General features: G+C 64.0%; 21 protein-coding genes. 11 read left to right on the top strand and 10 right to left on the bottom strand.

Annotation, left to right across the window (positions count from 1 at the left end):
- The first annotated feature begins 266 nt into the window (after positions 1 to 266).
- The 4 genes from C4K88_RS13250 to C4K88_RS13240 all read left to right on the top strand — a co-directional run bounded on the left by C4K88_RS13250 (position 267) and on the right by C4K88_RS13240 (position 3157).
- Positions 267 to 803 carry a hypothetical protein gene (locus C4K88_RS13250; RefSeq protein WP_146065691.1) on the top strand — a complete coding sequence of 179 codons (537 nt, stop codon included), beginning with the start codon at positions 267 to 269 and terminating at the stop codon, positions 801 to 803.
- 948 nt (positions 804 to 1751) lie between these two features.
- Positions 1752 to 1970, top strand: a complete 219-nt coding sequence (locus C4K88_RS17155) for a hypothetical protein (protein ID WP_146065690.1) — start codon at positions 1752 to 1754, stop codon at positions 1968 to 1970.
- A gap of 108 nt (positions 1971 to 2078) precedes the next feature.
- The gene (locus C4K88_RS13245; protein ID WP_104122087.1) at positions 2079 to 2324 is read left to right on the top strand and encodes a hypothetical protein; all 246 of its coding nucleotides are present in this window, start codon (positions 2079 to 2081) and stop codon (positions 2322 to 2324) included.
- Positions 2325 to 2536: 212 nt separating this feature from the next.
- Positions 2537 to 3157, top strand: a complete 621-nt coding sequence (locus C4K88_RS13240; RefSeq protein WP_104122086.1) for a histidine phosphatase family protein — start codon at positions 2537 to 2539, stop codon at positions 3155 to 3157.
- Positions 3158 to 3646: 489 nt separating this feature from the next.
- On the opposite strand, the gene C4K88_RS17435 is transcribed toward C4K88_RS13240, so the two are convergent.
- The gene (locus tag C4K88_RS17435) at positions 3647 to 3829 is read right to left on the bottom strand and encodes a hypothetical protein (protein ID WP_167399051.1); all 183 of its coding nucleotides are present in this window, start codon (positions 3827 to 3829) and stop codon (positions 3647 to 3649) included.
- 965 nt (positions 3830 to 4794) lie between these two features.
- Between C4K88_RS17435 and C4K88_RS13230 the strand changes: the two genes are divergently transcribed.
- Positions 4795 to 5325 (top strand): hypothetical protein, encoded by a 531-nt coding sequence (locus C4K88_RS13230; RefSeq protein ID WP_104122085.1) that lies wholly within the window; start codon positions 4795 to 4797, stop codon positions 5323 to 5325.
- A 1150-nt stretch (positions 5326 to 6475) separates the two neighbouring features.
- Positions 6476 to 7432, top strand: coding sequence for a hypothetical protein (locus C4K88_RS13225; RefSeq protein WP_104122084.1), 957 nt, complete (start codon positions 6476 to 6478; stop codon positions 7430 to 7432).
- Between the two features lie 852 nt (positions 7433 to 8284).
- Here C4K88_RS13225 and C4K88_RS13220 read toward each other — a convergent pair.
- Both C4K88_RS13220 and C4K88_RS13215 read right to left on the bottom strand, forming a co-directional pair.
- On the bottom strand, positions 8285 to 8893 hold the full coding sequence (locus tag C4K88_RS13220) for a DUF1349 domain-containing protein (protein WP_277621650.1): 609 nt from the start codon (positions 8891 to 8893) through the stop codon (positions 8285 to 8287).
- 118 nt (positions 8894 to 9011) lie between these two features.
- Positions 9012 to 9926: a DMT family transporter gene (locus C4K88_RS13215; protein ID WP_206604370.1), complete on the bottom strand. Its 915-nt coding sequence runs from the start codon at positions 9924 to 9926 to the stop codon at positions 9012 to 9014.
- A gap of 150 nt (positions 9927 to 10076) precedes the next feature.
- On the opposite strand from C4K88_RS13215, the gene C4K88_RS13210 reads away from it, so the two are divergent.
- A complete protein-coding gene (locus C4K88_RS13210; RefSeq protein ID WP_104122082.1) occupies positions 10077 to 10991 on the top strand; it encodes a LysR family transcriptional regulator in 915 nt (304 codons plus the stop codon).
- Between the two features lie 190 nt (positions 10992 to 11181).
- Here C4K88_RS13210 and C4K88_RS13205 read toward each other — a convergent pair whose 3' ends face one another.
- The 3 genes from C4K88_RS13205 to C4K88_RS13195 form a co-directional block, all read right to left on the bottom strand.
- Complete coding sequence (locus C4K88_RS13205; RefSeq protein ID WP_104122081.1) at positions 11182 to 11778, bottom strand: DUF1990 family protein; 597 nt, start codon at positions 11776 to 11778, stop codon at positions 11182 to 11184.
- Between the two features lie 42 nt (positions 11779 to 11820).
- Positions 11821 to 12108 carry a DUF1905 domain-containing protein gene (locus tag C4K88_RS13200; protein WP_104122080.1) on the bottom strand — a complete coding sequence of 96 codons (288 nt, stop codon included), beginning with the start codon at positions 12106 to 12108 and terminating at the stop codon, positions 11821 to 11823.
- Between the two features lie 66 nt (positions 12109 to 12174).
- On the bottom strand, positions 12175 to 12666 hold the full coding sequence (locus tag C4K88_RS13195) for a MarR family winged helix-turn-helix transcriptional regulator (RefSeq protein WP_104122079.1): 492 nt from the start codon (positions 12664 to 12666) through the stop codon (positions 12175 to 12177).
- Positions 12667 to 12768: 102 nt separating this feature from the next.
- Between C4K88_RS13195 and C4K88_RS13190 the strand changes: the two genes are divergently transcribed.
- The 3 genes from C4K88_RS13190 to C4K88_RS13180 all read left to right on the top strand — a co-directional run bounded on the left by C4K88_RS13190 (position 12769) and on the right by C4K88_RS13180 (position 15634).
- Entirely contained in the window at positions 12769 to 13671 is a 903-nt protein-coding gene (locus C4K88_RS13190) for an alcohol dehydrogenase catalytic domain-containing protein (RefSeq protein WP_104122078.1), read from the top strand.
- A 215-nt stretch (positions 13672 to 13886) separates the two neighbouring features.
- Positions 13887 to 14480 (top strand): TetR/AcrR family transcriptional regulator, encoded by a 594-nt coding sequence (locus C4K88_RS13185; protein ID WP_104122077.1) that lies wholly within the window; start codon positions 13887 to 13889, stop codon positions 14478 to 14480.
- A complete protein-coding gene (locus tag C4K88_RS13180; RefSeq protein WP_104122076.1) occupies positions 14480 to 15634 on the top strand; it encodes an SGNH/GDSL hydrolase family protein in 1155 nt (384 codons plus the stop codon). Before C4K88_RS13185 ends, C4K88_RS13180 begins: the two co-directional genes overlap by 1 nt.
- Positions 15635 to 15882: 248 nt before the next feature.
- Here the strand turns inward: C4K88_RS13180 and C4K88_RS13175 are convergent, their stop codons facing one another.
- The gene (locus tag C4K88_RS13175) at positions 15883 to 16830 is read right to left on the bottom strand and encodes an NmrA family NAD(P)-binding protein (RefSeq protein ID WP_104122075.1); all 948 of its coding nucleotides are present in this window, start codon (positions 16828 to 16830) and stop codon (positions 15883 to 15885) included.
- Entirely contained in the window at positions 16827 to 17432 is a 606-nt protein-coding gene (locus C4K88_RS13170; RefSeq protein ID WP_104122074.1) for a MarR family winged helix-turn-helix transcriptional regulator, read from the bottom strand. The genes C4K88_RS13175 and C4K88_RS13170 overlap by 4 nt, the downstream gene beginning before the upstream one ends.
- A gap of 103 nt (positions 17433 to 17535) precedes the next feature.
- On the opposite strand from C4K88_RS13170, the gene C4K88_RS13165 reads away from it, so the two are divergent.
- Positions 17536 to 18753 (top strand): epoxide hydrolase family protein, encoded by a 1218-nt coding sequence (locus C4K88_RS13165; RefSeq protein WP_104122073.1) that lies wholly within the window; start codon positions 17536 to 17538, stop codon positions 18751 to 18753.
- 247 nt (positions 18754 to 19000) lie between these two features.
- On the opposite strand, the gene C4K88_RS17430 is transcribed toward C4K88_RS13165, so the two are convergent.
- Both C4K88_RS17430 and C4K88_RS13160 read right to left on the bottom strand, forming a co-directional pair.
- Complete coding sequence (locus C4K88_RS17430) at positions 19001 to 19171, bottom strand: hypothetical protein (protein ID WP_167399035.1); 171 nt, start codon at positions 19169 to 19171, stop codon at positions 19001 to 19003.
- 1 nt (position 19172) lies between these two features.
- Positions 19173 to 19649, bottom strand: coding sequence for a DUF6325 family protein (locus C4K88_RS13160; protein WP_104122072.1), 477 nt, complete (start codon positions 19647 to 19649; stop codon positions 19173 to 19175).
- Between the last annotated feature and the right edge of the window lie 104 nt (positions 19650 to 19753).

Raw genomic sequence — 19753 nt, 5'->3', positions numbered from 1 at the left:
CCAGAGGGCGACGCGAATGAGTCGGAAAGGCTCATCTCCAGCGCGGGCTTTGGCTTCATACCCCATCCGCCCTACCGATTATGATGAACGATTTGACATCGCAGCACAGGTGGTATCTAGCAAATTTAATTTCCTACTCATAATCATTGACATCGTTAAGAACAAGACATCGAGAAAACTCTCGATGCAGCCTTGACCTCTAAGAAGAGTCTTCATATGCTTATAGGACATTGCTGAAAAGTTGTACAAATCGCACTGGGGGCGAAATGACAAAAAATACGCTGAAGATGTCCTTTGTAGGTCTCATCGTGACTTGCGGGTTGGCTGCAGGAAGCACGACCGCCGTAGCGGCACAGCCATCAGCAAGCGTCCCGCTGGAGCGTGTAGCTGTCGCGTCAGCTCCGGACAAGGGAGCCGAGCTCGAAGCAGAGTTGAATTACCTGATGTCGATCCCGGACAGTGTGTTGCTTGAAGGCGATGCCGCGCTCCAGCAGTGGACTGCACAGAATCCGCCAGCTGGGCCGGTGACGGGCTCACCAAGCGATCAAGCGAGTACCGATGCCAATGTCTTCCTGTGTACCGGTGCCATCGCCGCGGCCATCGCAGGGGTCGCCCTACCCGCGTCCAAGATCCTGAAGATCAAAAAGCTCATGAACGAGCTCGGCGGTGTGAGCGAAGCCGTCAAGCTCATGTGGGGTGCAAGTTTCAGTTACGAGAAGATGGCGGTTGCCGGTGGAGCCTTCGCCTCCCTAGCGGCTGAACTTGTCGGAATCGCAGGTATCCAGCAAGAGTGCTTCGAGTAGAAGCTGAAAATATCTCCGAACTCGATAAGGAGCAACGACTATGAAGTACGCACTTCCTGTCTCAATCATTGTCCTAGCCGCCTCGGGATTGGCTGTATGGCTCATCGGCAACAGTCTCATGTTGGGTATAGCCCTCACGGGGTTGGCCCTCGCCCTGTGGGCTTTCGCTCCGAGCACCATAGGTCGGCTGGGAACGGAATACCGGCCTTCGGGAGGAGTTGACGCGAAGCGGGTAAAGCAATACCGCATCGATCACCCCGGGGCGACTATCTCCGACGGGGTGCGCGCAACGCACCAGTAACAACCGCACTACGATCTCGAAGTCCTCATCTCGTCTTTGATGACGAGATGAGGACTTCAAGGTTCGGAGCAAATAGTAATATCATTTATGGTTCTTCGTACAGTGCATCAAGGGCCGAGATAAAAGGTTGCTTTGAGCCTCACATCCTGTTTGGCTGGGTGCTTTCCGAAGAATAGAGGAAATGCCTCAAGCCATGACGCACGTGACCACAGGACGATTGGCAGAATGAGAATACGGAAGCTCGCTACCATTGTGATCATTTTCGGAGCAATTTTCGCCGCGTATAACTTCGGCAAGTACCTAGACATGCTTGTTGGGCTTGCCCTGACGTCCGTGCTCGGATTCGTTGCGTACGTCGTCATCGAGGGGTTGGCGGCAAGAGATAGGACGCGCCAACCCTGATCCAAGCTGCCCTTGGGGTCCTGAAGAAAGTTGCCACAGTCAAAGGGGGATGAGATGAAGGCACGACAATGGGGGATTCTGCTTCTACCTGGCGTGATCCTGGTCTACTCGGTCGTCCGTGGCGTACAAGGCTCTGGTCCTTTGCGGGCTACAGCAGCCGGTATGGTCATCGTCATCGGGAGCCTCGTCGGGCATGCGCTGAAGGGCAGAGCTCGTCAGAAACCGCCACCGGAGGGGCCGGCATCTTGAGCGCCGGACGACGACCTCGCGCCTCCTGGCGCGAGGCACTGGTCACGGGTTTGGCAGGCATTGGCTTCGCTGTGTTTGCCGTTCTGTCGTTTCTGAAGGCCGACGCCTGGTACCTGGTCCTGGGATCGGTGATGATGGCTGGCGGGGCATGCGCCTTCATTTCTCTCGCCATTCAGGCTCTGCGCACCGACGAGCACGGCGGGCCCGGGAAGTGATCGCGTGGGCGCAAAGCCCGTCGTTCGCCGTGGCCTTGAAGCGGATGGACTCCACAATTGTCTCCTCCTGCCCGCGGCCATTTTTGCCGCAGGTGAAAGGATGCGGAAATGACTGATTACCAGGCCTTCCAGACCGAGTTGCGGCGCCTTGCCTTCAGGTCACGCCTGACGCCGTTCCTTGCGGCCGTGTGGCTTATCGTGATCGCGCTGATCGTCGGCTCGTTCGTCGCACCGCAGCCGTGGACGAGTAGTGCGCTGGATGTCGGAACGTGGGTGATCTTCGGCGTGATCCTCGCCGTCGGCGCGAAAGCCAGAACGAACGTCACCAGGAGACGGCAGTCCTCTACCAACTGACTCCTGGCCCAGGCAGACCCAACTGTCAACAACCTCCGTCAGTTCTATAGCTAGTTTCCGCAGTCGGCCTGTTGGATGAGGGATCGTCTTATGGCTGGGTATTGGCGGTGGTGATGGCCGTGTTGAACTCGGGACCGCCTTGGTAACGACGGGTCTGCCCCATGGAGGGTTAGAGTCGGGCGAGCCCTCAGGGACCAGATGAATAGGTTGTCATGCGGAACTTGTACGTTGTCACCCACACGGAAGCGACCCATCATGTCGATAGCCTCGTCGGTGGTTGGTACGACGCGGCACTGACTCCCCGAGGAGTACACGACGCCCAAAGGGTCGCCGCGGCACTGAGCGAGCGAATACCTGACGAGGAGGGAGCGCTGCTCGTCTGCTCGGATCTCCTACGGACCCGCCAGACCGCCGAACCCATCGCTGATCGGTTCGCCGTGGAAATGCTCCTGGACCCAGATCTTCGTGAGCAGTCCTACGGGGCTGCCGAAGGCACACCCCGTGGATCCACCCCCTACGCGCCCCCGCCCGCGGACGGGGATCGCATGCACCATCGCGACGGAATCGATGACTCCGAGACGAGATTCGAGTGGGCAAACCGGACGTATTCAGCTCTTCAGAAGATCCTCGTACATGGTGCCCGGGATGCAGTCGTGGTCACCCACGGCGGTACCGCAACCTACCTCATCGCCGCGTGGATCGGACTTCCCCTCGAACACGCGGGCTACGTGAAGTTCACGGTAGCCCCTGGCAGTATCACCTATCTTCGCGAAGACGACTTCTTCCACGACCGGCAAGTGGTAGCCCTGAACCAGACCAGTCATCTGAGCTGAAGACACCCTCCAAGCCGCGGCGTTTCCGCCCGACCACGATGGGACGTCGGCAGCGCGGGCGCACGAGGACCCCTGAGCGGGCGCCTGGACGAGGGAGGGTCAAGCTCAGATGTCGCCTAACTTCTACTGAGTGCTACCGTGCAATCGACAATGGGTGAGCTTAGGACGTGCGACGGGGTGCTGGTGGAAACGGCTAACAAATGGATCGCACATTTCCAGGCGAACTCGGATCGCCATCGTGCATTGGAAGCTGGTATCGAATGGGATGTCCCAGCGACCATTGATGACAAAACGCGACGCGGGTTCGTCCGCTCGTTTCAACGGTTCGAGCTTGGGGAGAGCGGTGATGGTGCTCGGCTTCTCAGCCTGGCAGCCGCGGCTGGAGATCCTGCCTATACGAAGGCCCTAGAGCTCCTTGTACAGGAGGAGCAGAAGCACTCCGCTTTGTTCCTGCGCGTGCTCAAACACCTAGACGCTGCGCCGCTCGAATCACATTGGACTGATGCGGCCTTTACGCGACTTCGCCGCCTCTTGGGCTTGCGTACCGAGCTTGGATTGTTCCTCATCGCCGAGAGTGTCGCGATGGAATACTTCCGCGCTCTCGCCGACCGGGCTCCCGATCCGATTCTGCGCGCCGTAGGTCGTCGCGTAGCTGAGGACGAAGGAAACCACATCCGTTTCCAAATCGATAGGCTCCGGGTTGGATTCTGCGAGACCCCGGCATTAGCTCGATTGTTTGTCGGAATCGGATGGTCTGTAGTTGCGGCAGGAGCGGCTACCGTGCTCGTCGTCGACCACGGCGCTGCGTTGCGCGCGTGCGGCATATCGGCTCCCGCCTACTGGGGACGCGCAACGCAGAATTTTTTGACGGCAGTTCAATCGGTCCTCGTACATCCTCATGCGCCGCTACTTGGACCCGCAGAGAGGCCCCTCTCAGACGTTCCAGACGTCCGATAACTGATTCTCTCTCGAGACTGCTCCTAGTCGTGGGTGCGTCAGATACCGTCAGTGCATGGAAAACCCTGGAAACAACCGAACTGAACCCGTGCGGATCCATGAAGTTGGTGTCGGATCAGGAAGCCCTGTTTCGCAAGGCACTGAGGGAGAACTTCCACTGGCTCAAACTGATCGCGGCCGTAACTCCTACTTCGTTGGAGCATGGATAATCGCCTTGTTATCGACTGGGCTGGGAGCACTCTGGTTACTCGGACTCATCCGGAAAGCGCCGGAACTTCCCGGCAACATCGTCACAGTCGAGCCAGCTACCGGGCTCGTTTCTAGTGTCGGGTCCAACAGCGGCAGCACCGTACTCGAGAACCTGGCTGAGCTAGGTCCCGGTTTGCTCCTCGTCGGCCTCTGCGGAGTCCTTGCACTGCTCATCGTTCAAGGTCTCACGCGACAGAGACCTTAGGTCGAAGGTCAGTAGCACGAGGCCTCCTCGCACAGGCCCTTGATTGGTTCCGCGGACTGAGGGGTAGCCCTCATACCAAGAGGAATCCGGGCACGCATGTCCATCCTTCAGGGCATCGTGCAATCAGGTTGTGGCGGTCGCTTAGAGGCTCATTGATGATGGACTGCGTCCGTCTTTCGCATACATACACGGTCGTCGACCACCGAAACCCTGGAAGGAGCAGCGTATGGAACCAAAAACGCCCCGGCTGACCAGCACAACCGCAATCCTCACACGACTGGTGGAGGATCCTGATGACCTCGCCGCTCACCCGGACCTGTATGTCGTCGACCTGTTCGCCGAGGAGGACCGGGCAGAAAAAGCGTGGCTGCGTGCTGGTATCCCGCGTTATTTCAGCTACAACGACGGGGTCATCACTCTCATGTGGGATGGCGTCGAGCTACTGGGCGTTCCTGTGTGGGATGACATTGTGGTCCTCTGGGTTTACCTGGTGAACGTCGTCGATGACTACCTTGTGACTGGTCGCGGTCACTGCTACTTCCCTGATCAGCCCACCCCGATCATTCTCGAGCGGATCCGTGGCGGTGCCCTGATCACCATCGGCGACACCAAACTGCGCGTTGATCCCTTAGTTTTCTGTCGAGAGCTTCTGGATGAAGCAGAGCGCTTCTGGCACTGGGTCGATCGACATGAAGTTCCTGTCAGCCCAGGCGACCAGCGGATCGACCGGATCCGAGCGCTCATTCCAAGCTACTGACTGGCCGTACCTACAGCGCCACTCATTCACCGAGGCCCATGAGCTGTACCGGGAAGGATCCCCTCTCGTGCGGCCCGATGTTTTCAGAGAGGCCTCTGGGATGATGGCAATATGCGGAACTTCGGTGCGGTACTGGGAGCATCGGTTCTACTCACCGCTGTCATCGGCTGTTCCATGCAGGTGGTCCCTACAGCTTGCCCAGCGATAGGCCACTCAACAGTGATACCCATCGAGGTAATTGGGACTCGAGCCGGCGCTGTTGCTGCAGTGCAAATCTGCTCAGACGACGGTTGTTCCTCGGGTGTACCCGTTCAGCCACCACAGGAGCCGGTGGAACAACAGCCGCCGAAGCCCCCGGGTTCCTTGGGAACGCCCGTAACCCACCAGCCAGAGCCAGTCTCACTTTTTTCTTCCTCCAGGGCCTCGCGGGTCAGCGAGGAGAGTTGGGAGATTGAAACGGACATGGTTCAACCGGCTGAGGTCACAGTCCAGGCGCTCGATTCTTTTGGCGAGGTTCTTGTGAGAACTGAAGCCGCGTTGGAGTGGACGCGAATTAGCGGTTCGGAGGAGTGCGGAGGGGATGCGCGCTCCTCAACAGTCCGTCTGAACACGGTGTAAAGAACACCGATGCCAGTTCGCGGTAGGGGATCGTCTTACGAACGAGGCGGCTTCCTGCGGACTACTTGGTAAGGAATACTGCCCATATGTCGCCTCCGTCGAAGAGACAATACGATCACCCGTTTCAGACCTGGACTGGAGTAGCTGTCGGCGTGTGCCTAATCATCCCGCCACTACTGCGACGCGACGAACAAGGTTGGACGGGCCTCAACATATTCTTCGTAATTGCCGGATCGACGCTGATAGTGGTTTGGATTACCAGATGGCTCCTGCAGAGGCAGCGCAGGAGACAAGAGCATCAAGGAGGAGACGGTCGCTCGACTTCCTCCGCGACTGACCTCGAGTAACAGCCCGATAAGGGATGGTCATGCGGAACTGAGCGAGCGACCATGAAGCGCTGCGATACCCGTACCAATTACGGTGCGGCTTACGCCGACTTCCCGGCAAGGGTGGGAGTCCGTCCAGCCAAAGGGACTTTGGGCGGACCGCGTTGCGGGCACCGAATGCGCGAGACCAGCACTACATTCGGTGAATGTCTTTCTTCGCAGTTCCCGTGGCCGTGGCGGTTCTACTGTCAATCCTGATCCCCGCGATCGTCGGAGCGGCCGTCCGCCGTGGTGACCGGAACGGTCGCGCGGCGACCGGCCCGACCACAGATACGGGGGCACTGTTCGTCGTGACGAATCGTCGCTGGCAGTCCGTTCTGTTCCGTGTGGTCGGCATCGTCTTCCTGGTGATCGGCGGTTTCTTCACACTCGTCGCTGTTGTGGAATCCGAGCAGATGGATGGGCCCGGCCCCCTCATCACCGGGGCCGGGATCACGGTGGCCGGAGTGCTCTTCGTCGTCCTCGCGATGGGCATCCGGCGGTTCCGGGTCGAGGCGTTCGGGAACCACCTGACGGTCCGCCCCTGGTTTCGAGCGACGCGGGTCGTCGCAGTGACCGAGATCGGGTCGGTCCGTCCATCGCTCAACCAGTACGGCGGAATCGACGTGAGAGATGTGAACGGCAGGATGCTCTTCACGGCGACCACGATCAGCATCGGCTACCACGACATCGCCGCCTATCTGCAGGAGCGACTCCCCCGGAAGCAGACCACCAACCCCGCCGTGCCTGGCGACGCAGCGTCCTGGCAGGGCGCAACCCTTCGAGCCGAATCGCTCCCACTCCCCCGCGGACGCAAGGGCACCGTGAAGTCGGGCGTTCGCCTCACCGCCGGAGGGGTATCCGGGCACATGCATACAAGCGAACTCGTCAACCTGCTCAATCACCGAATCGGCATCGCGGAGTCCACCACTTCGGACCCCCTCGTCTTCCTGTGCTGGCCCGACTCGGCGTCGCCTACATCGATTGTCTGGGAGGCCACGAAGGATCTACCAGCCGACTCGCTGGCCCTCCTCGCCGACCCCATGGAACGCGGCCCGGCCGCCGTGCTCACCGGGACAGAGCTCACCGACTTCTCGAAATGGATCACAGCCCTTCCCCGCTGAGCCAGCCCAATGGGATGCGTACCAGAAGAGAAGCGGCCCAGTTACCCAGGGTGATGGTCTATATCAGCTTGCATCTGCAGAAAGCGCCGATCCGCATACGCCGACGTCGGACACAATGAGTTATGCCGACTACCGAGAAAACCCGATCGCGATTGCTGACTGCGCAGCAGGAGCAGTCAATGGTGCGTCTCGACCGCCGATCACGTCCCGGGCAAAGGAACGACGGCTTCGTTGTCGCGGTGGGCCGAAAGTGGGTTCTGCTCGCGCAGACGATGTATGGGGGGTCTTCGACGGGTACGCGGCCGTCCGTCTCCGAGAGATCGCACGCGTGCGGCCCGATCGGTCTTTCGCGCAGAAGTTCGCCAGGACCGGCCGGAATGGCCACCCATTCCCCCGGTGGATCGACCGGCACTTGACCTGCATACAACCTCGAGCATGCTCAGGTCTTTCCTCGCCCCGGGTGTCCTAATCTCCATAGAGCGGGCTAAAAAGTACGACGCCGTGTGGATAGGGGTTCCGGACGAACTGACGCGCCGGCATCTTTACCTTTGGGAGGTCCGACCGGACGCAACCTGGCACGACGCTCCGCTCGGCTATCGGCTGCGGAGCATCACAATAGTCAGGACCGGAGATCACTACCTCGAAGGTCTCGGCGCAATTGCGGGACCGGCTCCTATGAAAAATTTCACGCGCCCCGAGGCCGATCGCGAAGATCGAACGCCTCCACTAGCTGTCCTGCCTCGGTAGGCGACGGGGGGAGAGGTGTTCGCCTAGGGATCCGCCTACGGACGGCGTTCAATCCTCTATTTGACTCAGCACGCTTCGTATGTCTGACGGCGTGGGGTTGCGGCTCTAGTCGCCTTCAGGGTGCAAGGCCGCATCTGCATCGGTTTCGACCCATCGGGTGAAGGTGGCCGTGAGGCCGGCCCGAGTGGGAGAGGCACAGAACGGACCGACCTCGGCACTCGCGGTCTCGTCCAGAGGGGCGACGCGGATGAGTCGGAAAGGCTCATCTCCAGCGCGGGCCCTGATGGTGACGGCATCACCCGCCCTGCTGAGGCGCACCGTGATCTCCCGATCGATCCACTCAGGGACAGGTGCCACCGACCAGTCAGAGACCCCGTGTGTGACGACGGCCCCAACCTGTGGGATTCCGTCGGACACCTCTACACCGGCCTTGATCCAGACGGATTCCGAAACGTGAAGGTAGATCCCCGCCTGGTCGAACTGCTCGGTGTAATCCAGGAGGAATGAAATCTCGACCGCCCCCTCGGCGGGCAGCCGTGCCAGCAGGGCATGCGCGCTGTCATGGACGAACCCGTACGAGGTCTGCCTCCATGCGTCGCTGTTCTCGGCTGCAGTCACCCGCAGAGCCCGCCCCTCAACAACGGCACGCACAGGCGGATTGCGCCACGTCCCCCGGTCCCAGACAGCGCCGGCTTCACTGATCGTTCGTGTCACGCCACATCCTTCGGGTCGGTCGTTCAAGCCTCGGACTTCATTCAACCAGTGGCGCACCCGGCATAACAGCGACATCCCAGGGACCGATCCCCTCCGCGCACCCTGAACGTGGGATCCCTCAGCGGGACGGGGCCGGGATTGTGGTGACCGGGGTGGGTGGTGTTCGGTGGCGTGTTTCGGCTCGTAGTCCGAGGTAGGTTCCGGTGATGATGAGACCCGCTCCGATGATGCCAAGAAAATGGAGTGTTTCCTGGCCGATACTCAGTCCGATGAGGACCGCCCAGATGGGTTCGGTGCCCATGAGCAGGCTTGCCCTGGATGCTGAGGTTTGTTGGATGGCCCAGGTCTGGACGAGGAACGCGAAGACACTGCACGCGAGACCGAGGTAGAGGACACCGATCCATTCGCCGGTGTCGAATCCCCGTACCGCGTGGAGTACGCCCTGGTAGTCGGCGAGGGTGTAGATGATCGCGCAGACCGCGCTCTGGGTCAGGGTCAGCGTGAGCGCACTGAACCCGCGGCCTCGGGTGAGTGCGGAGACCGCGGTGACGTGGACGGCGCGCACCAGTGCCGCGGCGAGGACGAGCATGTCCCCGACGGTGGGGGCCACAAATCCGCGCCCGGAGACGAGCAGGCACACGCCGACGACCGCGACGATCCCGGCGACGAACACCGTCCGCGGCAGTGGTACGCGGAAGGCGATACTCTCGGTGACGGGGGTGAACACGATGACGAGACTGATGATCAGCCCCGCGTTAGTAGCACTGGTACCGGCGATCCCGTGGGTTTCCAGGATGAGCACCGCGGCCTGCGTGAATCCCAGAACCACCCCGACCAGTGTTTCGCGGCGGGTGCCGCGGCGTCGGTTCCAGATCAACCAGATCACCACCAAAGCCACCGTGGTGATCAAGAACCGTAAGGAAAGGATGACCGTGACACCGACCGTGTCGGTGAGGGTTTTCGCCGCCAGGTAGCTGCTGCCCCAGACGAGGGCGATCAGCAGCAGGAGCAGATCCACCCTGCGCGCTGCCACAAACTTTCCAAGGGCGCTGCGGTATCGGACGGAAGATGGATGCGGGGTCCGGGACGGCGACGAGGAGAGGGAAGGCACTTCTCGAGTCTGTGGGTGATTTTCCGTTAAGACGAGAGGGCACTTGGTGAACTAATGGTTTAGCGTTCACTTATGGATCTTCACCAATTACGGCTGCTCCGTGAGTTGGGTGAGCGGGGCAGCCTCGCTGCAGTAGCGCGATCCCAGCACGTGTCGGCGTCCGCTGTGTCCCAGCAGCTCACGGCGTTGCAGCGAACGGTCGAGGTTCCCCTGACCGAACGGCGGGGACGGAATCTCGTGTTAACCGGCGCCGGCCAGGCCTTGGCGTCGGCGGCGGTGGACGTCAGCGTCGCGATGAGCTCCGCGGAACAGGCCGTCAGCCGGTACGTGCAGGACCCGACAGCCACGGTGAGCGTCTCGGCGTTCACGAGTGCCGGTCTGACCTGGTTCGGACCCCTCCTACATACCCTCTCGCGGGAAGGAGACCCGCGGCTGGTCTTCCACGACCGGGACGTGGGTCAGGACGCTTTCCCCGCCCTGACCGCCGACTACGACCTGGTCATCGCGCACCGCCTCGAGCACAGCAGCCCGTGGCCGGAGACGATCACCGCCCTACCCCTAGTGCGTGAGCCCCTGGATGTCGCGATGTCGGAACGGCACCGGCTCGCTCACACGCCGAGCGTCGGTGTCGCTGACCTCCGCGAGGAGGAATGGGTATCCGTCCAAAAAGGCTTCCCACTCGAATCAGCCCTGCAAGCCGTCGCCGTGCACGCCGGTAAACCCCTGAACATCACCCACCGGATCAACGAGTTCTTCGTCGCGGCCGCGATCGTCTCCGCCGGATCGGCCATCGCGCTGATGCCCCGCCACACCGCGCCCCCACCATCCGGCAGTGGGATCGTGCTGAAACCGCTCCACGGCCTACCGCTTGCCAGGCACGTCGACATACTCTGCCGACCCGAAGCCCTCCACCGCACCGCCGTCCACAAAGTCGCCACCACACTCCAACACCACGCAGCCACCAGAGAACGACGGTGCAGCCGCTAAGGACAGGTCCGCTGTCCGACGCCCTGTCGAGGAGGTGGAGCCGCTTCTGCGTGCAGCGCGACTGCCGGACCGGATGGCCTGCGGCCGGTCACCGCTCTGGCTGACTCCGTGGAAACCCTCCTAGGCTTCGGAGGACCGCCGTCGCCGGCCCTGCACCAAGCGCTGCGACCGCCGGCTCCGCCTACTCCCGCTAGGATCTCAGGGCCCGCAGGTAGCGGGACCGGACAACGCGCTGGGCGACGAGAATGAGCGGGAACAGGGCGCGCCACGGCTGATGCGCAGCTGGTCGCGTCAGCGACCGGATGGTCAGACGGACCTCGTCACCGTCCCGGTGGACGATGAAAGCCTCCTCGCCGTCTACCGGATGCCCGGGCCGGGTCCGGTAGGAGAAACCGACCCGTCCAGGGGTGTCGACGACGGCGACCACCTCGACGGGTTCGACCACGGTGACGCCGAGAATCCTCACTCTCACCTCGAGCTGCCGGCCCTGCTGGACGGGCCGAGCGTCCTCGACGGTGAAGCCACTCCTGGTCTTCACCACCCACCGCAGGACGTCGGCACCTGCCCGCCGCCAGCACTCCTCACCACTCCCGATGGCAGCTGTGACCTCCGACCGCCGGAAATCCGTTCCACCCCGAGGCCACACCGCGGAGGCGGGCGCGGTGGTCACGTTCGCACGCCGGCGCCAGCATAGTGGTGCCGGAGTCTTTCGCTGCAGCGCTGCTTCATGGGGATCGTTTCCGCCCGTTCTGTTGAGTGGGATGGCGCCGTGAGTGCGGGATCGCATCCCATGTCTACCTTGTCTCGCCGAGATCAGTCAGCCCGGCGATCAGGTGAGACGTTCGGTCAGGTGCACGGTGACCGCGTCGCCCACTTCCTTGCCGAGCTTCTTGCGTAGCTTGGCGCTGATCGAGAGCATGTGCCCGCCCACACCGGTCGGTAGCAGACCTGCCGTGACCGGTTCCCCGTCGACGGTCGCGGCGACCTTGATCGCCTTCCCGGTCCCGAAGCGCTCGGCCGAGTCGGGCACCTCCACGCATGACCAGAGGTCGCCCTTCACCATGACGCCGATCGGCGTGGTGAAGGTGATGTCGAGTGGTCCGGGGCTCGTGCTCACGGGGTGCTCCTCGTCCTTGATAGCGGCGTGTTCCTCCTGAGGGTATCGAGCGTCGACACGGGCGGCTCAGCGAGTGGTTCGGGGTGGCAGGAGGGTCACGCACTCACTGCGGAGCGGTGTGAGGATCGTTTCGGTGACGTCCTCGAGCTGCTCGAGCTGCCTGTCCTCGAGAAGCTCGAATACGCGGGCCCTGACTTCCGCGACGTAGCCGGGCTCCACCTCGGCCAGGAGCTCAGCCCCCGCTGGCGTCAGCCTCGCGAGGGTCTTCCGTGCGTCCGTCGGGTCCGTGCTGCGCGCCAGCAGGTCCCGTTTCTCCAGCCGTCCGACGATCCGCGACAGGTGTGACGGCGTCACGCTGGCAGTGGCAGCCAGGCGGCTCATGTGAATCTCCCGGTCCTCGCTGAGCGACAGACAGCGCAGTACCCCGTACTCGGCGTGGCTGAGGTCCGCGGAGCGCTCCAGGTAGGTATCCAACTCCGCGGGCAGCCACATCATGACGCCGACCAGCAACGACCAGGTTCGGTCCTGCTGGGGCGAGAGGCGATCTGCTTCGGACATGAGCACAGAATACCGTTACTTGCCACGGAAACGAATTGGCACTAGCGTTCCTTTCCGCGGCAAGTACTTGCTGCCTCGTACCCGTCAGAAAGCAGAACCCCCATGCGCGCTGCTCGTTTCCACTCCTATGGAGCACCCGATGTCCTCGTCGTCGAAGACGCCCCGGAACCTCATGCCGGCGAGGGATCAGTGCGAATCAGGGTGCACGCCACGAGCGTGAATCCGATCGATGTTCTCCTGCGCGCCGGGCATCTTCAGCAGTTCCTGCCGCTGACCCTGCCGGCCGTCCCTGGCCGGGACGCTGTCGGCGTCGTCGACGAGGTCGGCCCGGGCGTGACGGACACGCAGGTGGGTGACCTCGTCTTCGGTCTGGGTGGGATCAGCGACACCACGGCCGAGTTCGCGGTGCTCACCGCGTGGAGCAGTGTTCCTGAGGGGTGGTCGACCGCGCAGGCCGCCGCAGCGGGGCTCGCGTCCGCCACCGCGGCCGCCGCTCTGGAGGCGCTGGGTGACCTCAACGGCAAGACATTCCTCGTCGAAGGCGCCTCGGGTGCCGTGGGCAGCGCCGCCGCAGCGTTTGCCCTCGCCGCCGGTGCCACCGTCATCGGGACAGGGCGCCAAAGCAACCACCCGTACCTGGAATCGCTCGGCGTTCTGCCCACCACGTACGGTCCCGGGCTGGCCGAGCGTGTGGCCCTCCTCGCGCCCGCCGGCGTCGACGCCGCCCTGCATGCCGCCCCGTCCAGTTCGCTGCCGGACCTGCTAGGCATCGTCGGCGACACGTCCCGGGTCGTCACGGTCGTCGACGGCCAGGGGGCCGCGCACCTCGGCGTCAAGAATGTGAACGCCCGCAACGACTCGACCCTCCTGCGCTACGCCGCCGATCGCGGGCGGGACGGGCTCTACACACCACGCGTCGACCACGAGCTGCCTTTGGCGGACATCGTCAAGGCACACACCCTGGCCGAAGAGGGCAGCGGCAAGGTCGTCATCACCCAGCCCTGACCTCCGTGAATCCGACGACCGGAGGGCCTCGCCGATCGGCGCGGCCCTCCGGCGTCACACGGTCCCTGCATGGTGTCTGGGTCCTCGCCTGTTCCTGCAACATAGCCGCACTGGTGCGTTCGGGCGCACCTTCGAGCAGCCGCTCTCGCACCACGGCATGAGCCCATCGAACCTAGCGCTATTAGTTTTCAGCCTAATGGTGTTAGTCTCGCTCGATGGTTCGTGCATCTCTCAATAGTCCTGCGGTCATCGAGCGGGCCGCGGAACTCGCAGACCAGGACGGCCTCGAGCACGCCACCCTGGCAGCTGTTGCCCGGTCCCTCGGGGTGCGGCCCCCCAGCCTCTATGCGCACGTGCGTGATGCTGCAGCGCTCCACGACGGCGTCACCTGCCTGGCGCTCGGTCAGCTCGCTGACCGGATCACCGAGGGGATCGCCGGCAGGTCCGGCAAGGACGCGTTGACCGCTCTCGCCCAGGCACACCGCGATTACATGCACGAGCATCCAGGACGGTGGGACGCCCTCGGACGCCGAGCCGGTGCCACGGCCGCCCAGAGCGCGGAGGCCGCACGCCTGGTCCGCGCTACCGGAGCCGTCCTCCGCGGCTACGAGATCGTCGGAGACGACCGAATCCACGCCACCCGTATTCTCGGCGGCGCCCTGAACGGATTCCTCGAACTCGAACGAGCAGGGGCCTTCTCCCACAGACCGCCGGCAGCGACGGACACGTGGCCTCACCTGCTGTCCGCTCTGCACCTCGTCCTTTCGGGCTGGACGGCGAACATCATCAACCCTCAGGAAGTCCTGTGATGAAGACACGCGTCACGGCCGAGTTCATCGTCGGTGCGGCGGAGGTCGAGGTCACCGCCCTCGGTGTGCGACCCCACCGACTCCCCGCACACGTGCGCGCACGAGACGCCGATGGGCAACTGCTCGCCGCGGAAGCCCAGCCCTCCGGCGTGCGCGTGGCCCTCCGGACGGCCTCCCGGCAGGTATCCCTCGAGTTACAGGCAAGCCGGGTCACCTATCGCGGCGTGCACCGCCCCCGCGGAGCCGTCGACGTCGTCGTGGACGGCACGCACGTCCACACCTGCACCCTTCAGCACGGGGACAACACCACCATGGATCTCGCCACCGGTACCGGAACATCGACACCGGGAACCACGGACACCATCTCGGTCCACGGGCTGCCCTCCGGAGACAAGGTCATCGAGTTCTGGCTGCCCCACAACGAGATGGTCGACCTCATCCACCTCACCGCGGACCGGACCGTGACCCCGGCCCACCCACCCGGTCGTACCTGGCTGCATCACGGCAGCTCCATCAGCCAGGGATCCAATGCGACCCACCCGACAGGCATCTGGCCGGTCGTCGCAGCGCGTCGCGCGGGCGTGCAACTCATCAACCTCGGCTTCAGCGGCAGCGCACTCATCGACCCGTTCATGGCCCGGGTCATCAGGGACACACCGGCCGACCTCATCAGCCTGAAGCTGGGCATCAACGTGGTCAACCTCGACGCCATGCGCCTGAGGAGCTTCCGCCCCGCAGTCCACGGCTTCCTCGACACGATCCGCGAAGGACACCCCACCACACCCCTGCTCCTGGTATCCCCCATCCACTGCGACATCCACGAAGACACCCCCGGCCCGGGCGCCTTCGACACCGACAAGCTCGCCCAGGGATCGGTCGGGTTCATCGCCACCGGGTCACCCGAGGAGACGGCCCTCGGCCGACTGACGCTGCAGATCATCCGACAGCACCTCGCGGCTATCGTCGCCGAGCGCGCCGACGACGCCCTCCACTACCTCGACGGCAGGGAACTCCACGGTCCAGAGGACACACGCACCCATCCCCTGCCCGACGCACTGCATCCGGGCACGCAATCCCACCGCATCATGGGCGAGCGCTTCGCCGACATCGCCCTCGCCGACGGCGCTCCACTAGGCCCGGCAGGGCGCCCCTGACATCCGATCGTCAGCCACGCACTCCTCCCCAGGGCGTTCCGTCGCCTGAACAGTCGAAGCCCGACCGGCAGGCCGCGGTGCACGATGTCCAGACCCTCACATGCATCCGGTGCGTGGGCCACAGAAGAGCCCCAGGACAACATGATCGGGCCCGATCTGCACTGTTGCGTCGGGGTGTGGCCAAACTAAATGCTTCGATTGATCGAGGGCATCGGTACGAACGGGACGCGGATGCGGGCGAGGCGTGGTTACGATCCGGGTCGACCGATCGTCGCGGTGTCAGCCCTCGGGCTCAGTGTCCCCAGGTGCGCTTCGAGGACGTCGCGGACGGTCGTCCAGTCGTGCGGCCCGTAACGCTCGTTGTCCACGTGGTTCAGTTCGGCCTCGCCGCTGAACATGCTGACGAAGTACTGCATGCCCTGCCAGGCGGGAAAAGTCTCGTCCTCGTCTTTCGACAGGCGGCGTCCGATGCGGGCCGCGGCTGACAGGATGCCCGTGGTGCCGGCCCACTGGGTGGTGAACGTCGTTCCGGTGAGCTCGGTCATGATCCGTGCGATGTCCCGGGCCGTGACGCGGTCTCCGGCGATCTCGACGACGCGGGGCGCGGCGTCGTCCAGTGCGACGCGCGCGACGGTGCGGGCGACGTCGTCCTTGGTGGTGAAGTCCAGTGACTGATCGGGCGAGGACCAGTAGAGGACCTTGTGCCGTTTGAACAGGATCATCGGCGCCTGTCCGGTGAGCATGTCCGCGAAGGCGCCGTTGAGCACCGACGTGACGCGCAGCGGTGCGGCGTCGAGGTCGGCGGCGAACGTGCGGCGGAGCTCGAAGTTGCGGTTGCTGCCCGGGGTGATCCGGCGGTAGTCGGCCGAGTAGTCGGACGGGATGAAGCGTCTCACGCCGGCTTCGACGGCTGCGGACAGCAGTGCCCTCTGGGTGTCGAGGATGACGGCGCGTGCGCCGCTCACCGCAGAGACGACGACGTCGGCGCCGGAGAGTGCGGCGGCGAGGCCTGCTCGGTCGGTGTAGGCGGCCTCGCGGATCTCCACGCGCTTCTGTCCGGCGTACAGGCGCTCCGCGGTCCCGCTTCCGGGTCGGGTGAGGACGCGGACGGAGGTGTCGGGTGTCGTGGCGAGCAGTTCGCGGACGACCCGGCGACCGAGGTCGCCGGTGCCCCCGGCGATAAGGACGGTGGTCATGCTGAGGCGCTCTTCTCTGTGGGGGAGGCATCGGGGGCATCGGCGGGACGCCGGCCGGCTGAGTGGTGCTGGGTGGTCATGGGCTGCCCGGTACCGGCGGCGACCCCGACGCATGACTCCACATCGCCGGTGTCCAGGGCGACGCGGGCCATGAGGCGGCGGAGCTGCATCTGTTCCTCCGGGCCGAGATTCCTCATCAGCATGCCTTCCACCTCGCGCAGTGCTGCCCGCGCAGTGGCGAGGGCGGCTCGACCCTGCTCGGTCGGGAGGACCTGACGAATACGACGATCCTTCGGATCAGGCCGGCGTTCGACCAGGGACTCCCCCTCGAGAGCATCGACGACGTAGACCATCGCCGTCTTGTCGATCCCGAGGCGCTGCGCGAGGACCAGCTGCGAGGTCGGGGCCTCCGTCGTGATGGCCACCAGCACCTGGTACCCGCGCGGCCCACCCGGGACATCCGCGACGGCACCCGTCGCGAGCCGGGAGAACCCCTGCGACATCGCCTGCAACGACCACCCGAGCTCCGTCTGGATGCCCCCGGCCTCCCAATCGATGCCGGAGGCCGTGAGGGGTTCATTCGGTACCCGTGAAGCATCCATAACGAGATCATAGCAAAAAAAGATCGTCTCTCTTCTAGATGATCTGTGTTTATGATGATGTGATCATCCTGGTCGGCATGTCAGGCCTCACCGAAAGGCCACCATGCCCAGACGACTCTCCGCACCCACCCGACACTCCCCCGGCGAAGCGGCCAACATCACCCCGTTTCACCTGGAGATCCCCGCTGCCGACCTCGACGACCTGCGCCGGCGTATCCAGTCCACCCGCTGGCCCGACCGAGAGACCGTCCCGGACACCTCACAGGGGCCTCGGCTGGAGAAGCTCCAAGCCCTGGCCGATCACTGGGCCTCCGGATACGACTGGCGGCGGACTGAATCAATGCTCAACGCGTGGGGGCAGTTCACCACCCGCATCGACGGCCTGGACATCCACTTCCTGCACATCCGATCATCGGTGCCAGGGGCGCACGCGGTGCTGCTGACCCACGGCTGGCCCGGCTCCGTCCTGGAATTCCGGCACGTCATCGGGCCCCTGACCGATCCCGATGCGCACGGCGGCACCGCAGCGGACGCGTTCGACGTCGTCATCCCGAGCCTGCCCGGATTCGGTTTCTCCGGGAAACCCACCGGGACCGGGTGGAACACCCAGCGGACCGCCAGGGCGTGGGCCGTACTCATGGAACGCCTCGGCTACGCGCGCTGGTTCGCGCAGGGCGGCGACCTCGGAGCCTCTGTCACCGCCGAACTCGCCGCCCTGCACCAGGCAGAAAACATCGGCCTCGCCGGCATCCATCTGAACATGGCGCTCTTCATGCCCACCGAAGAGGAGATGCGATCGGCCACACCCGGGGAGCAGGCCATGCTGCAGGAGGGCGGCTACTACTGGCAGACCCTCTCCGCGTACTCGCAGCAGATGTCCACCCGCCCCCAAACCATCGGCTATCCGCTCTCGGACTCGCCCGTCGGCCTCGCAGCCTGGATCTACGCCATGTTCCAGGACGTCGGAGGCTCCCACGACCGGCATGGGAACGCCGAGGCGATCTTCACCCTCGACGAGATGATCGATGACATCATGCTCTACTGGCTCCCCAATACGGCAGCATCAGCTGCACGCATGTACTGGGAAGCAGGCCGGAACGGCTGGGCCAACCCTGGCACGCTCGAGGAACCGATCACCCTTCCCGTGGGACTGAGCGTCATGCCCGGCGAGTACATCCGACGGTCACGCCGCTGGGCGGAACGCCGATACATCAACCTCGTACACTTCACCGAAGTGGCCGACGGCGGCCACTTCGCCCTCCTCGAACAACCCCGCCTCCTCGTGGACGACATCCGCGCCACCTTCCGCACCCTCCGATAATTCACATCAAGACCTGAAGTTGTCCGACCTGCCGCGGTGCCTTGCCGCCGATCCGATCAAAGGATCCTTCGCAAAAGCGGTCGTACTCGACACTCTTCAAGAGTCGTACGCTCTGAACGCGGTGATGGACCGGTGAATGTTGCCCGGGTCGACCGGGCGCCGGATGCGGTGCGCCTGACCCGGAAGGGTCGTGCGCACCGCACAGGGCGTTCGCGTGATGTCACGAGTGATGATGACTGCCGCTGCGTCAGTCGCGGCGGTCCTCGCGCCGGTCCTCGCGCCGGTCCTCACGCCGGTCCCCGCGGTCGTCCCGCCGATCCTCCCGGCGGTCGCGGCGACGGTTGACTCCGTGGGCTACGACGATGGCCCCTCCCACGGCGGCGGCGGTCCTGCGCCTGCGTCGGGCTGCGAGTGGCATGTCAGGCTTCTTCTCTCGTTGCTTCTGATGATCCGGCGTCTGCCTCGTCCGCCTGGAAGGCGGCGATGACGGCCTGGGTCGGGATCCGCCCGCTGGCCACCAGCTGACCACCAGCCTTGCGGACGGCCGAGCCGAACGGGGCAGCCCACTGGTTCTCCCAGACGACCACAGCGGCTGAATGACCGGGCTCGATCGTCTCGGCCAGGTCCATGACATCCTGCTCGGACAGCACCATCGCGAGGTCGGCCTCGGCCATGCGCACCCCGCCGAGCTCCGACTCGTCGAGGTCGGAGATCTCCGCCATCTCCAGCGCGCCGTCGGCGTTCTTCCTGAGGAACGTCATGTCGAGAACCCTGATGAGCTCGCGGTTGATCAGGTCCTCCAGGAACGGGGCGATCTGGCCCTTACCGAAGTCCAACCCGGGGAACTCCACGACGAGCCAGTCGACCGGCCCTAGTTCATCCAACGTCTGAGTCATGCTGACGCCCTCCGTCTCTCGTTGTGATGCGCGGTCCGACGGGCCGCAGTCTCATCCTGTGGGCAGGTTCCGAACGGCGCGTCACCCGCCCGGGGTGACCTCCG

It is taken from the genome of Arthrobacter pityocampae, assembly GCF_002927275.1.
Taxonomy (GTDB): Bacteria; Actinomycetota; Actinomycetes; order Actinomycetales; family Micrococcaceae; genus Arthrobacter_D; species Arthrobacter_D pityocampae.
Note: the sequence above shows the minus strand (reverse complement) of the source record. Positions and strands in the feature narration are given on the sequence as shown.

Excerpts from the sequence above, each read along its gene's own strand:
- C4K88_RS13195 (WP_104122079.1), bottom strand. The coding sequence starts at position 12,666 with ATGTCCGAAGCAGATCGCCTCTCGCCCCAGCAGGACCGAACCTGGTCG.
- C4K88_RS13175 (WP_104122075.1), bottom strand. The coding sequence starts at position 16,830 with ATGACCACCGTCCTTATCGCCGGGGGCACCGGCGACCTCGGTCGCCGG.
- C4K88_RS13230 (WP_104122085.1), top strand. The coding sequence starts at position 4,795 with ATGGAACCAAAAACGCCCCGGCTGACCAGCACAACCGCAATCCTCACA.
- C4K88_RS13190 (WP_104122078.1), top strand. The coding sequence starts at position 12,769 with ATGCGCGCTGCTCGTTTCCACTCCTATGGAGCACCCGATGTCCTCGTC.
- C4K88_RS13160 (WP_104122072.1), bottom strand. The coding sequence starts at position 19,649 with ATGACTCAGACGTTGGATGAACTAGGGCCGGTCGACTGGCTCGTCGTG.
- C4K88_RS13205 (WP_104122081.1), bottom strand. The coding sequence starts at position 11,778 with ATGCGATCCCGCACTCACGGCGCCATCCCACTCAACAGAACGGGCGGA.
- C4K88_RS13240 (WP_104122086.1), top strand. The coding sequence starts at position 2,537 with ATGCGGAACTTGTACGTTGTCACCCACACGGAAGCGACCCATCATGTC.
- C4K88_RS13180 (WP_104122076.1), top strand. The coding sequence starts at position 14,480 with ATGAAGACACGCGTCACGGCCGAGTTCATCGTCGGTGCGGCGGAGGTC.
- C4K88_RS13210 (WP_104122082.1), top strand. The coding sequence starts at position 10,077 with ATGGATCTTCACCAATTACGGCTGCTCCGTGAGTTGGGTGAGCGGGGC.
- C4K88_RS13165 (WP_104122073.1), top strand. The coding sequence starts at position 17,536 with ATGCCCAGACGACTCTCCGCACCCACCCGACACTCCCCCGGCGAAGCG.
- C4K88_RS13225 (WP_104122084.1), top strand. The coding sequence starts at position 6,476 with ATGTCTTTCTTCGCAGTTCCCGTGGCCGTGGCGGTTCTACTGTCAATC.
- C4K88_RS13185 (WP_104122077.1), top strand. The coding sequence starts at position 13,887 with ATGGTTCGTGCATCTCTCAATAGTCCTGCGGTCATCGAGCGGGCCGCG.
- C4K88_RS13245 (WP_104122087.1), top strand. The coding sequence starts at position 2,079 with ATGACTGATTACCAGGCCTTCCAGACCGAGTTGCGGCGCCTTGCCTTC.
- C4K88_RS13170 (WP_104122074.1), bottom strand. The coding sequence starts at position 17,432 with ATGGATGCTTCACGGGTACCGAATGAACCCCTCACGGCCTCCGGCATC.
- C4K88_RS17430 (WP_167399035.1), bottom strand. The coding sequence starts at position 19,171 with ATGCCACTCGCAGCCCGACGCAGGCGCAGGACCGCCGCCGCCGTGGGA.
- C4K88_RS13250 (WP_146065691.1), top strand. The coding sequence starts at position 267 with ATGACAAAAAATACGCTGAAGATGTCCTTTGTAGGTCTCATCGTGACT.